Origin of the sequence: Thiocystis violacea (assembly GCF_016583565.1) — a bacterium.
In the GTDB taxonomy this organism is placed as follows: Bacteria; Pseudomonadota; Gammaproteobacteria; order Chromatiales; family Chromatiaceae; genus Thiorhodococcus; species Thiorhodococcus violaceus_A.
The window spans coordinates 1-11900 of the sequence record NZ_NRRF01000100.1 but is presented as its reverse complement, the minus strand read 5'-3'; the positions used below and the strand labels follow the sequence as shown (position 1 = coordinate 11900).

Here is an 11900-nt window from a genome sequence, read left to right as displayed (position 1 = left end):
GCCTGATAGCCACGTGCCCCGCACAACACCGCGCCGGCGGCGATGGCGAGCACCGCCGGCAAGGGATGGCGCCGACCTTGGCTGCGACGTGGATCGGGCACATCGGCAAAGAACGCTGGAAGCGAACGCATCTGCTTGGCACTCAACATCAGTTTCGGGGCTCCGTCGTGGTCAAGAGGATCGAGCATCGGTTGGGTCAGGCGTGCCTGGGCGCGGATCGACGAAGCGGGCCTGCGACCGAGCGCAGGATGATGTCATGCACGTGCGTCGCGCTGCCTCGCCAACCAATCCTGGCGCGCAGTTTGAGTCAAACGCTGGGGCCTGTACAGAATCGAAGGTAAATCCCACTACGGCGAGTCAATCTGCGGTAGAACGGTTTCGCCGTGACAAGGTGTCCGTCCAGGCTTGACCAGGTGAGGACCGAATCCGATGGGTAAATTGGCCCCATCGCGCTAGATTTCTGGGATCCTTTGAGGCACGAACCGTATCAATCGCGAAGTGTCGTGAGTATTAGTTCTGGTCGCGTCTAATCCAAACCATCAAGCCGATTGGCGGCGGTTTCTCGCTCGACGGCTCGCGGGCTGATTGCATCAGATCGAGCGCGTACTTGTGGAGATGGGTGGGGCTGCCTTCCAGGCAGCATGATCACCAGGTAGCAGATGCCGCCAATACCATGAACACAAATTGCGTTTTAACCAGAATGAATCGGGCAAGCCCGTCAGTAGATTCGCCGCGCCGCTGCGTCCCGCGTGGCGAGCCATGCGACAGGCAAGCGCGTCCTCAACTTCCGGAGACAATGCCAAACCCTTGTAGCTCGCGAGCCGAAAGCCAACAAATACCGTTTTCGCGATTAGGGCCGCTATGTCCTGGGGGTGGTGGTGCGCCATGAGCGCGAGCTTTTCCGCCTCCTCGCGCCATACATCAAGCAGGCTGTCATGTTGAAACCGGCTCAATGGGGTATCCAGCACTCGGCATTTCTCAGAGAAATCGAGTGACAGACTGCCCAGCAGGCCAGTGACCACAGCATCATCGAAGCAGCTCTCATCCTTGGAATCCCGGCTGGCCGTTACAGCCAGTTGACGCCGGACGCACAGCGGAAAGTCCTCGCCGTTGATCAGCGGGATCCGTGCGTGATTCCGGGCTTTGGATTTGTTGTTTGTTTGGGATTTCTTGGGCTTCATGGTTTCCTCCGTTCGTTGCACGCCTCAGGGGAGGCCTCTGTCACTAGCGCGTAGAGCGCATCATGTGCCAGCGCCCCCTGGTCCAACAGGGCTGCGGCGACCGCCTCGACCGCCGGCCAGTGAGCATTGAGCAATGCCTTGGCATCGTCCTCTGCCTGGCTCAGCCAGATCCGGACACGGGCTTCGACCTGCTTTTCGAGATCCGGCATGCGTATGCCGGAGTCTGTGGGCGTTAGGTGTACAGCGCCGACTTCGGGATCAAGTCCCCAATGCGCGACAGCCTCATAGGCGAGGCGGGTGGCCTGCTTCAAGTCGGAGGCATCGCCGTTGTCGATGCCTGCCTCAGCAAAACGCAGCCGTTGCGCCACGCGACCGGCCATCAATGCGGCCAGTATGGAGCGCGTGGCCTGAATGCCTACGGCAGAGATGGTGTCGCGGGATGTCCAGACGTGTCCGGCGTCCGCTTCACGCGCCGTCAGCGATACATAGTCGACGCGGCTGACGCCATTGACGATGTGAACAACGGCATGACCGGCCTCGTGGTAAGCAATACTTTCCCGCATGCCTTGGGCATAGTCGACCCGCTCGCCAAAGGCCACCCATTCCAGCGCATCGCGTGCGCCGTGCCCGTCCAGTGCTTCGGCGAGCTGCATTTCGCGCATGGCGGCAACAAGCTGGGCACCGCTCAAGCCGGCGCTGAAGTCGACCAGCGGCTCGATCTCATCCGCCGACAAGCGATCCTTCAGCGGCGATAACAGCTTGCGTCGCGCCTGGCGGTCCAGTGGTCCAATCTCGAATTTCAGCTCGATGCGCCCCGGGCGTAACAAGGCTGGATCGATCCGCTCCGGCGGAAAATTCGTGGCGCCCACCACGAAGATGGGCTCGCCGATCTGGCTGCTGATGCCGTCGATGGCAGCCAGGAGGGCATTGACGGCGGGGTTGAAGGCTTGGCGCCGATGACCCAATGCATCGAGCTCGTCAATGAACAGGATGGCGGGCGCGTAGCGCTTGAGGCGGTCAAAGACCCTTTGTTGGAAACCGAGGTCGAGCATCTGGGCACCGGTGACCGCCAGGAATGGGAGCCCTGCCTCGTGAGCGAGCGCCTTGGCCAGCATCGTTTTACCGGTGCCGGGTGGGCCGTACACGAGAAGTCCTCCGGCTGGTCGCAAGCCTTGCTCACGCAGGCTGGCCCAGTCGCGCAGTTGCCGCGCGTGGCGACGCATCTCGGCCTTGACCTTGTCCATGCCCGCGACATCGTTGAAGCGAACATCGGGCGCCTCGATTAGCAGCGCCGCATCGCCCTGAAAGTCATCCGCCGAGACGATCTTGACCAGGCGTGGATTGACGACGGACAGCGCGATCGTCTCGCCCTGGATGCTGACATCGATGTCAAGCTCGACCCGTTTCATGGTGCGCAACAGGGTCTTCACGGGATCCGCGCTCAGCGCGTGCAAGATGTCGGCTAGGGCAATGGAAGCCTCATCGGTCACCGTGATCGCAATCCTGCTCCACCAGCACCGCGTTTTCAGCGAATGCCGTATGACCGGCTCGAACAGACGCCGCGACAGGCTTTGCAGCCCAACGCGGCGCGCATCCACTTGGCCGCCATGCTCGAGGACGAGCAGGCGGGTCAGATCCTCGCTGCCGTCGATGTCGACGCAGACGTCATGCGTGGATTCAAAGTGCTGTACGGCCAGTCGGAGGCTATTGCGCGCGATCGATGTGAGCGCTGCCCAATCCAGCCGGCGGAAGAGGCAGAGGGCGCCCTGCGAGGCCAGACGTGACAGGACCGGGGAGGAAAAGCAGGGTCCTGGCGGCTGCGACAGCGGATTATGGGCGCGGCGTAGACTCGCGAGCAGCGCGGACGCCACACGGCCCTCGCCGCCTTCGCGTTCCAGGCGGGCGAGCAGGGCTGGGGCATCGTAGAGATCCTCGCCGCTCTCGACACAGAGGATGAGATGGCACTGTCTGAAGTCCACGTCCGGCGACGCGATCTGGCTTTTATTCTTGTTATCGTCCTCGAAGAAACCGTATTGATCCGTCAACCAGCCGGTTTCCAACAATGGCGCCAAGAATGAATGGACAAGTGGATTCATCTTTTCGAAATGATCGAGGACGATGACCGACTTGGGATTCAGACGCACATAACTGGTGAGTTCTCCAGGGCTAGCGCCCTGAAAGGCCGAGCGGGAGCCATCAAAGGCGAAGCGCTCGATCGCCGAGTCAATACCGGCACAGTCGTATTCCCAGATTCGGTAGCCACCGAGCGCGTCGGCCAACAGGTGGGCGGCATGGGACTTACCTGACCCCGGTGGACCCGCGAACACATAGACGCCACGCAACCCCTTGTCGTCATGTCCATGCCCGGCAAGATAGACCGATATCGCCTCCACGACGGCTGGTTGCCCTTGCAAGTCGGCCTCGAGTCGAGATCGGATACGGGCCGCGGTTGCCAGGGCCGATGGCAGCCTGTAGCCGGCGACATTTTTCAAACGCACGTCCAAGCCGACCGTCTCGAACTTACGGACCCAGTTGCGCACCTGGCCGTCCAGAGGCAGCTTGCATGCATCCCCCGCCCGGATGACCATCGACTCGGCATCGATCGCCGGATCAGGCGCGCTCGTTTTGGCGTTCAGGGGCCTCATCAGCGCCGCGTTGTCACCCTGAACCTCGACGTAGGACAACGCCTCGAGCAGGTGAGGCATGGCGACGACCTTGGCCTTCTCGCGCAGCGCGAAGGCCTTCGCCAACAATAAGAGATCATTCATCAGATAAGCTCCGCTAGACCACATCAGGGATATCGATATCTCCACCCCGGCTCAAACGGCGAGCCAGGGCGATATCTCCCGCGTTGATCGCGCGGTCGATCTCCGCGACGCGGCCCTTTGCCTCAGACCGGACTTTCTTGGGGGACGGCTCTTCTGCGCTTGCCATGTCCGGTATTTCGGGCTCACAGTCGACGGGACTCAATTCCATGTCGCCCCCACCCGCGGCCCACAGGCAAGCACGTTGCAAGGTGAATGCCCAACCCATTTCTATCAGGAGAAGACGTGCCGTTTTCTCCGATAGCGTCTCGATGATCGGCAAGGCGATTTCGAATACTGGACCCTCCTCGTCAGTGGTTCTGAGGCGACCCAGATCCGCGGCTTGGGAAAGCTCTAGGTAACCCGGTTCCCCTTTCAGTACACCGAAATGGAACAATTGCTGGTCGCTGCGCTTCTTCAGGAGTGGCGCGCGCCAGAACAACAACTGGCTTGAGGGGTCGAAAAGAATATAGGTGTCTATTTGTTGACCGTCAGAGGTGAGCGGCACCTCGAGGCGTACGCATTCATTCGCTTCCAGCACGACAGGCCTTGGCCTGATGCCCAGAAGCGCCTCCATATGTGTGCGGAAATCATCGATGAACCCTTGCATAGTGTTTACCTGATTGACGACGTTCTCAATTAAGCCGGCTTTCAGCCGACCTTTTCCATAACCAGCAGCTGAAAAAGATACTGAGATAATGTCTCACCTCCCTGAGATACCATTACCTCTCCTTCGAGACGTCATCAGAGGGACGCTTCGCAAAGGCCAGCTCGAAGAGTGACTCCAGTTCCACATGCGTTCCACGGAATTGATTGATGACCTCGGCGGCGAAGTCAAAGTAACTTTGGGCTCGGCTGACATCCCAGTTCGGAGGAATCTGCCTAAGATTGGAAATCTTGTCCGCCAATTTAATGAGCCTTGCGCCCTGACTTGCACTGCGTGCTCGGAGCACCTGTTGACGCCTGCGTTCAACCTTCGGCAGAGCGGTATCGTCACTGACCTCCATGACCAGATTGCAGATCTCAGCCCCGAAACGCTCGAGCAACTCCTGATGCGTCGTCGCGCTATCTTCCAAAACGTCGTGGAGCAGGGCGGCGCAGAGGATCTGCGGATCATGTACACCGCCTTCGACCGACAGCACTCGGATCAGATCGATCGGGTGGTTGATGTAGGGCGAGGCATCTGGGTCGAGCCGCCGCTGATTCCGGTGTTGTTGCGCGGCGAAGCTGAGCGCGTCGATCAGCAGCGCGAGACTCGCGTGGTCCATGTTTTCTCCTTTGAATCTTGATCATCATGCCGGGTGCCGAGGTACTGCCTCGCTCTCGGGTGGAGTAAGCGAAGTCGCTCCACCGTCCTCGCCGATGCCGCACGCACGTCATCCATAGATTCGTTCTAGTTGGATCCAGGCTTGATGTCAATCTCTATATATATGTTTTTAAACATAAAAAAATAGTTCATGCTGTCGTTATCGTCGCTCAGCCTGCCGTCTGTCACGTCGCATATGTGGCTTTTTGCGTATGTGATATAAACATATTCACAGATTTCTGTCGGTTATACTTGATATCGCAAATCTCCTTGGTGTAGGTTTGTTAATCTCGCATTCGCGATTGAGTCATTTACGTCGGTGTGACCGACGTCAATCTGGAGGATCTGTCGGTGTCGGAAATGAAGGTTGGCGAGGGGCGGGTCGTGGAATCGTGGCGGTTGATGAACCTCAAGGCACTGCTGAAAGCGATCGATGACGACGAAAACGAAGCTAGGAGGCGCCTAGCGGAGGCCATCGCGCAGACAACGGGAAAGACCTTGAGAGTCGCCAAGGATCAGCTTGGAAGGATCTTGAGCGGCACGGGTACACTCGGCGACATCTGGCTCGGCTACATCGAGACGGCGGCGAGACGGCTTGCGGAAGACAACGTCGTTGACAGGCGGTTCGCACGGGACTCAGCGCTGGATTTTCCTCCAGAGTCGCCTTCCGTCGTTTACGTCCTTGCCGCGGTCAATGTGCGTGCATGGGGCGAGATATTGTCCGCGTGCCAAGCAATGAAAGAGGTGGTCGAAGCCAGTCTCGTCTATGGAGATTCGGATATGGATGCGATCATTAAGCTCAGGGCGCCACTATCCGATATGTATGACGCGATCCTTCGCATCAGCGCCCATCCCCATGTGAAACATACCCAGTCGCTGCAATCCGCACCCTTTACGCGCATGCAGCGAAAACAAGGAGAGGTCTCCGCCGATCTGGATCGGTTCATTACGACCTTGGGGAGCAACAGAAAATCTTTCCCCACGCCAGAATCCACAATGGATGCGCTGCCCATTCCAGACTCCGTGGATCTCCATGGCGTGAGTCAAGGGCTGGATCAGGAGAAGGAGTCGATCTATCCGGATCTCAAGATTCGTGAGCTCTTTGAGAAGGAGATTAGGAGCAAGGTGAATGGTCTGCAAGACGTCCTATCAAACCGCCAACTGAGTATCAAGCGTGAAGCATCACTGAAACGTTTACCGGTCGATATTGTCAATGCCGCGCGGAAAAGAATCTCGGCGGTTGTCATCTGGAGTCATCAACCAAATGGAGAGTGTGAGCGAGCACTCCGTTATTTGGAAGCGCAAGCGAAGAGAATCAAATATTCTAGCGGTGAGTTTATCATCGAACGAACATTTGTCATTCCCGATAGTCATGACATCATCGACGACACTCGACTCTGTTTTCGAATCGACCGTGAGATCACATCAGGAATCAAGGTTAGGATTCTCGAAGCGGCGAGATGGCCGAAAGAGCGGCTCGCAGACAAGCCCTATGATTTTGGATTGATGGACGATCAGATGCTTTGGGAAGTCGACCAGGCGGTCAATGCGGAAGGGCTAAGAATCATGTCAGTGTCACTGCAACAAGCCAGAATACAGTTAGCTCGAATGCATTTCGACGCGATATGGAGTGAGGCGCAGGAAATATCCACGGATTTGAGGAAACGTTTGGCAGATGTTGCGGCTGGCGTCGAGCCACCCGACTGTGAAGCGAACGCGATCGAGAAAACAGCCTCCCCGTAGACAGTCTCTCCGGATGTGGTGAGCGTGCGAACCGCATCCTACCCTGAGTGATCACGGCTCCAACTGACGGAGCCGCGATCGCGTTCAGCCTGACGTGGTCTCAGCCATACCAATCATCGGGTCTGATCAGGATACGTGTAAATTTCAGCAATCTCGGCTGACGTCCCGCTACTCACCAACCTCGCGCAAGAGTCGCTGCACGATCTCGTCGGACGCGTAGAGTCCGGTTTCCCGCAATCGCTGGATCACCGGCCCCGCGCGATCGATCAGTCCTGCCACCTTCGCGCGACCGATGATGCCCAGGGTTCCAATGATCGCGAGTCCCATGGCCTTCGCGCAGCGTCTGGCTGCCAAGTCGTCGATCACGACCCGGTCTGCGGCGTGCGCGACCGCATGGCTGATGACTTGGGTTTCGCCCGCGCCGAGGTCCCAGCTCAGGATGTTGGCCGGCGGGATTTCGTCATCCACGATGATGGCCGGCTTGAGGGCGGTCAGCGTCTGAACCGCACGCTCGCCGTCTGGCTTGGCGCTGACCTCTCGGATGACGGCGCTGGGCACGGCGATCTGGCCCGCTACGGCACTGAGCAGTTGGATCTGCTCGACCTTGCCGAGCAAGATCAGCGGCGAGGCATTGACGACCCAGCGTCTATCCGCCATGGATCTCGGCCGCGAGCTCGTCGGCGGTGACTTGGCACGCCGGGACCTTGCGGCGGTGGAGCTCCTCCAAGAGCTCGGCGCGTGTCAGCTCGGCCAGCTCAGCCGCTTTGCCCTGCGAAACGACACCTTCGGCGTACCACTGAACCGCCGCGGCGATGCGCATCTCGCGTGCAAACTCACCAGGGGAAAGGCGCAACGCGCCAAAGGCCGAGGCATCGAAATCGAAGGTGATCGTGGTGGTCATGGCTGTGCGGGTGGTGGGTTGTGATTGGCTCGGGTGATCGCGTCAAGATCCTGAATTCGGTACCGATCCATGCACGACGCGCTGCACGGTACTGACGCCAATACCGAGCTCGGCGGCGATCTTCTTGATGCCCTTGCCCTGACGGCGCGCCGCGCGGATACGCTCTTCGACCACCGCGAGCGTGCGCGGCCGCCCAAGGGTCTTGCCCTGTGATCGCGCGCGCTGAAGTCCGGCGCGTACCCGCTCGCGAATCATTGCCCGCTCGAATTCAGCGAACACGCCGCACATCTGGAACATCGCCTTGCCGGCCGCGATCGTGGTGTCGATCCCCTGCTGATGCAGGTACAGATCGACACCCTTGGTCTGAAGATCGGACAACAGAGCGACAAGCTGCTGCAGCGACCGTCCCAGCCGATCGACGGACCACGCCATCACCAGGTCGATCTCACGGCGCACGATGGCGTCGTAGAGCCGGTCGTAGGCCGGTCGCCGGTCCCGCCCCATTGCGCCACTGAGGCCATGGTCGATGTACTCGGCCGCGATGTGCCAATGCATGCGCGCGGCGACCGCCCGCAGCTCCTGGAGCTGGTTGTCGGGCGTTTGCTCCCCGGTCGACACCCGCGCGTAGATCGCGATCTGCTTGATCATGGTGTCGAGGTTATACCAAAAACAGTTGGTTTTGGTACCCTCGGCAGCCCGCGCGTAAACCCCTGAAAGATGAAGGCTCGGACCGGCTGATTTCGGTGGGGTTTTTCGTACCCCCAGACCGGAGCGCTTCGCACCCATGGCCTCGATCGAGCGCACCGCCTATCCGCGCTTTCCCCACGCGCTCAGCGACCAGGAGCTCGACGCCCGCTTCGGCCCGACCGATGAAGAAACGGTGCTGACCGTCGAGGCCAGCCTCGGTGCCAGTGCACGACTGACGTTTCTCGTCTTACTCAAGACCCGTCAACAGCTTGGCTACTTCCCGGTGCTGGACGAGGTGCCCGAGTCGATCGTCGCGTTCTTGCGCGCCGCCTTGGGCCTTCCCGGCGACACCGTCCTGCTCGACGCCAGGGTCAAAACCCATACCCTGTCCCGGTATCGCGGTCTCATCCGGGGCCATCTGGGCGTGCACCGCTACGGTGACGGCGGCGAAGCGCTGATCACCCCCGTGATCCGCGCGGCGGCACTGACCATGAGTGATCCAGCGGATCTGATCAACCTCGCCATCGAGACCTTGGTCAAGGCCAACGTGGAGCTGCCCGCGTTCAGCGCGCTCGATCGAGTGGTTGGACATCTGCGGCAAGACGTTCACGCGGCGCTCTATCAATCGATCACGTCGGCGCTCAGCCGCGAGCAGCGCGCGATCCTGGTACGCTCCTCGAGGTGCCGCCGGGGGAGAGTGTCTCACCCATGGCGCGGTTCAAGGAGTCGCCGGGACCGGCGACCCTGCAGCACATGCGCGAGTGGACCGAGCGCTTGGCGGAGCTGGATGCGATCATCGATTCCAAACCCTTCCTCAAGGGAGTCGCACACACCAAGATTCGGCAGTTCGCCGCCGAGGCCGATCAGACGCAGATCGGCGACCTGCGCGATCTGACTCAGCCTGGCAAACGCGACACGCTGCTCCTGTGCTTCTTGTTCCAAGCCCAAGCAGGAACGCGCGACGAGCTGGTCGAGATGTTCCTGCGGCGCATGCGCAAGAACCGGCACGCCGCCCGGGAACGGTTGCGCGCGCTCCAAGAACGCCACCAATCCCTGGAAGAATCGCTGATCGGCGTCCTCGGACAGGTGCTGTCCCAAGCCAAAGACGAGTGCAGCGATCATGATCTCGGGCGCCGCGTCCGCCAGGTGCTCGACGCTGAAGGCGGCGTCGATCTGCTCGGTGCCCAGGTCGAATCCGTCTCCGCCTATCACCACGACAACCACCTGCCGTTGCTTTGGCCATTCCACGCCGACCATCGCTCGGCGCTGTTCCGCGTGCTGGAGCTGATCGGATTGGCCTCGGCGACGCAAGACAGTGCCTTGATCGAGGCCTGGCGATACGTTCTGCAACATCGTCGAGCCCGCCAAGCCACGTTGCCCCGTGACATCGACCTTGGCTTCTTGTCGCTGCGCTGGAGCGCCTTTGTCGAAACCACGGATGCCCATGGGAGCCCGGCGCTGGACCGCCGCGCCCTGGAAGTCTGCATCTTCACGCACATCGCCGAGGCGCTCCAAGCCGGAGATCTGTTCGTGCCGGGCTCGTTCTCCTACGCCGACTACCGCGCCCAGCGACTGCCTTGGACCGAGTGCGCCGAGCGCTTGCACGCCTACTGTGAGGCGGTGGAGATCCCGGTATCGGGACCGGCGCTAGTCGCCGAGCTGCGTCAGCAGCTCAGCGCGCTGGCCGACAGCGTCGACCAGGGATTTCCTGCCAACAGCGCGCTCAGCCTCGATGCGGATGGGACACCGCACCTGAAACTGCAACGCGCCACGCCACCCCCTGAAGACCTGAAGGCGTTTCAAGAGGCGGTGCGCGCGCGGATGCCCGAGCGCCACCTGCTCGATGTCTTGAGGCATGTCCATCACTGGGTGCCGTACACACGTCATTTCGGCCCGCCCTCCGGCTCGGACCCGAAGTTGTCCGATGCCGTGCGCCGCTACCTGTTCACCGTGTTCGGATTCGGCTGCAATCTCGGCGCAAGCGAGACGGCGCGACATGCCCCCGAGAGCCTCAGTCGCCAGAGTCTGCACCGCATCAATGCTCAGCACGTCGATGCCAACAAGCTTGAGGCCGCGGCCGCGGACATCGTCAACCAGTATCGGCGGTTCGAGCTGCCGAGCTGCTGGGGATCCGACAAGGTGGTGATCGCCGACGGTACCCAGATGGAGCTGCGCGAGAACAACCTGCTCGGTGAGCGCCACATTCGCTACGGTGGGTTCGGCGGCATTGCCTACCACCACATCTCCGCGACCTACATCGCACTGTTCAGCAAGTTCATCGCCTGCGGTGTCTGGGAGGCGGTCTACATTCTCGACGCCTTGCTCGAGCAGCGCTCAGAGATCGAGCCGGACGTCCTCCATGCCGACACGCAGGGGCAGAGCGAACCGGTCTTCGGCTTGGCTTTCCTCATCGGAATCAAGCTGTTTCCGCGCATGCGCAACTGGAGCGACGTGATCTTCTACCGGCCGGAGAAGGGGCGCACCTACCAGCACATCGACGCGTTGTTCACCCAGTCCATCGACTGGACGCTGATCGAGACCCACTGGCAGGACATGATGCAGGTCGTGCTATCGATCCAAGCCGGCAAGATCCTGCCGTCGACCTTACTGCGCAAGCTCGGTAGCCATAGCCGCCAGAACACACTGAATCGGGCCTTCCGCGAGCTGGGACGGGTGGTGCGAACGCACTTCCTGCTGCGCTACATCTCCGAGGCCGATCTACGCCGCAGCATCCGCGCGGAGACGACCAAGGTGGAGTCCTACAACGACTTCCTCGACTGGATCGGCTTCGGCGGACCCGTGCTCAAGAGCGGCGACCCGATCGAGCAGACCAAGCAGGTCAAGTACATGGATCTGGTCGCCAACATCATCATGCTGCACAACGTCCATGACTTGACGGAGATCCTCGCCGACATGGAGGCACGGCGAATCCGTTCTAACGCACATGGCGGAGCGCCACCCCGGACCATGAAACGGGGCGGTAGCTTGCACGGACGCCAGGAGAGGCAACATATTGCGTCCTGTTGAGCCTCCTACAACAAGTGCGCTGTTTCACGGTAACCGGCGGGCGCTGATTGGGCGACGCGGGGTGCGGAGTTTGCCGTCATGCCCAGATAGTCGAAGACACGGCGGACCCTGCGAGCGAGCTTGCCGATGGTTGCCGCCACGGAATCCTTCGATTTCGTCTTGATCAGCCCGATGGCGAAGCGGCGCAGGCGGGTGATGTTTTCGGGTCCGTGGCCGGTGCGGATGGTGCAGCGATCCTCGTCCCAGTTCCA

The 11900-nt window shown here is 60.6% G+C and carries 11 protein-coding genes and 1 pseudogene; 3 read left to right on the top strand and 9 right to left on the bottom strand.

What is annotated here, in order from left to right:
- The 5 genes from CKO23_RS22340 to CKO23_RS22320 form a co-directional block, all read right to left on the bottom strand.
- Window positions 1-131, bottom strand: a 131-nt coding sequence (locus CKO23_RS22340; protein WP_200334780.1) for a transposase family protein, incomplete at its 3' end; no start/stop codon positions are given.
- A 459-nt stretch (window positions 132-590) separates the two neighbouring features.
- Window positions 591-1181, bottom strand: coding sequence for a hypothetical protein (locus tag CKO23_RS22335; protein ID WP_200335288.1), 591 nt, complete (start codon window positions 1179-1181; stop codon window positions 591-593).
- A complete protein-coding gene (locus CKO23_RS22330) occupies window positions 1178-3679 on the bottom strand; it encodes an AAA family ATPase (RefSeq protein WP_346014663.1) in 2502 nt (833 codons plus the stop codon). The genes CKO23_RS22335 and CKO23_RS22330 overlap by 4 nt, the downstream gene beginning before the upstream one ends.
- A 283-nt stretch (window positions 3680-3962) precedes the next feature.
- Complete coding sequence (locus CKO23_RS22325) at window positions 3963-4595, bottom strand: hypothetical protein (RefSeq protein WP_200335284.1); 633 nt, start codon at window positions 4593-4595, stop codon at window positions 3963-3965.
- 112 nt (window positions 4596-4707) lie between these two features.
- Window positions 4708-5253, bottom strand: coding sequence for an HD domain-containing protein (locus CKO23_RS22320; RefSeq protein WP_200335282.1), 546 nt, complete (start codon window positions 5251-5253; stop codon window positions 4708-4710).
- A 359-nt stretch (window positions 5254-5612) separates the two neighbouring features.
- Here CKO23_RS22320 and CKO23_RS22315 point away from each other — a divergent pair, with 359 nt between their 5' ends.
- Window positions 5613-7034, top strand: a complete 1422-nt coding sequence (locus tag CKO23_RS22315) for a hypothetical protein (RefSeq protein WP_200335280.1) — start codon at window positions 5613-5615, stop codon at window positions 7032-7034.
- A 168-nt stretch (window positions 7035-7202) separates the two neighbouring features.
- Here CKO23_RS22315 and CKO23_RS22310 read toward each other — a convergent pair whose 3' ends face one another.
- From CKO23_RS22310 to CKO23_RS22300, 3 genes are read right to left on the bottom strand one after another with little or no spacing between them, the layout of a single operon-like run.
- Window positions 7203-7691: a DUF3368 domain-containing protein gene (locus CKO23_RS22310; RefSeq protein WP_200335278.1), complete on the bottom strand. Its 489-nt coding sequence runs from the start codon at window positions 7689-7691 to the stop codon at window positions 7203-7205.
- Complete coding sequence (locus tag CKO23_RS22305; RefSeq protein WP_200335276.1) at window positions 7681-7935, bottom strand: UPF0175 family protein; 255 nt, start codon at window positions 7933-7935, stop codon at window positions 7681-7683. The genes CKO23_RS22310 and CKO23_RS22305 overlap by 11 nt, the downstream gene beginning before the upstream one ends.
- Window positions 7936-7977: 42 nt before the next feature.
- Entirely contained in the window at window positions 7978-8721 is a 744-nt protein-coding gene (locus CKO23_RS22300; RefSeq protein WP_242482660.1) for a recombinase family protein, read from the bottom strand.
- On the opposite strand from CKO23_RS22300, the pseudogene CKO23_RS26050 reads away from it, so the two are divergent.
- Together CKO23_RS26050 and CKO23_RS22290 are read left to right on the top strand one after the other, a co-directional pair.
- A pseudogene (locus CKO23_RS26050) lies at window positions 8720-9202 on the top strand (DUF4158 domain-containing protein); the annotation flags it as partial. The gene CKO23_RS22300 and the pseudogene CKO23_RS26050 sit on opposite strands and share 2 nt — an antisense overlap.
- A 128-nt stretch (window positions 9203-9330) precedes the next feature.
- Window positions 9331-11649 (top strand): Tn3 family transposase, encoded by a 2319-nt coding sequence (locus tag CKO23_RS22290; protein ID WP_242482659.1) that lies wholly within the window; start codon window positions 9331-9333, stop codon window positions 11647-11649.
- Between the two features lie 5 nt (window positions 11650-11654).
- Here CKO23_RS22290 and CKO23_RS22285 read toward each other — a convergent pair.
- Window positions 11655-11900 (bottom strand): hypothetical protein (locus CKO23_RS22285; protein WP_200335272.1); only part of this gene is annotated, 246 nt, incomplete at its 5' end.

Bases quoted from the DNA above. Each gene is read 5' to 3' on its own strand.
- CKO23_RS22300 (WP_242482660.1), bottom strand. From the start codon at position 8,721: ATGGGTGCGAAGCGCTCCGGTCTGGGGGTACGAAAAACCCCACCGAAA.
- CKO23_RS22290 (WP_242482659.1), top strand. From the start codon at position 9,331: ATGGCGCGGTTCAAGGAGTCGCCGGGACCGGCGACCCTGCAGCACATG.
- CKO23_RS22325 (WP_200335284.1), bottom strand. From the start codon at position 4,595: ATGCAAGGGTTCATCGATGATTTCCGCACACATATGGAGGCGCTTCTG.
- CKO23_RS22320 (WP_200335282.1), bottom strand. From the start codon at position 5,253: ATGGACCACGCGAGTCTCGCGCTGCTGATCGACGCGCTCAGCTTCGCC.
- CKO23_RS22305 (WP_200335276.1), bottom strand. From the start codon at position 7,935: ATGACCACCACGATCACCTTCGATTTCGATGCCTCGGCCTTTGGCGCG.
- CKO23_RS22335 (WP_200335288.1), bottom strand. From the start codon at position 1,181: ATGAAGCCCAAGAAATCCCAAACAAACAACAAATCCAAAGCCCGGAAT.
- CKO23_RS22310 (WP_200335278.1), bottom strand. From the start codon at position 7,691: ATGGCGGATAGACGCTGGGTCGTCAATGCCTCGCCGCTGATCTTGCTC.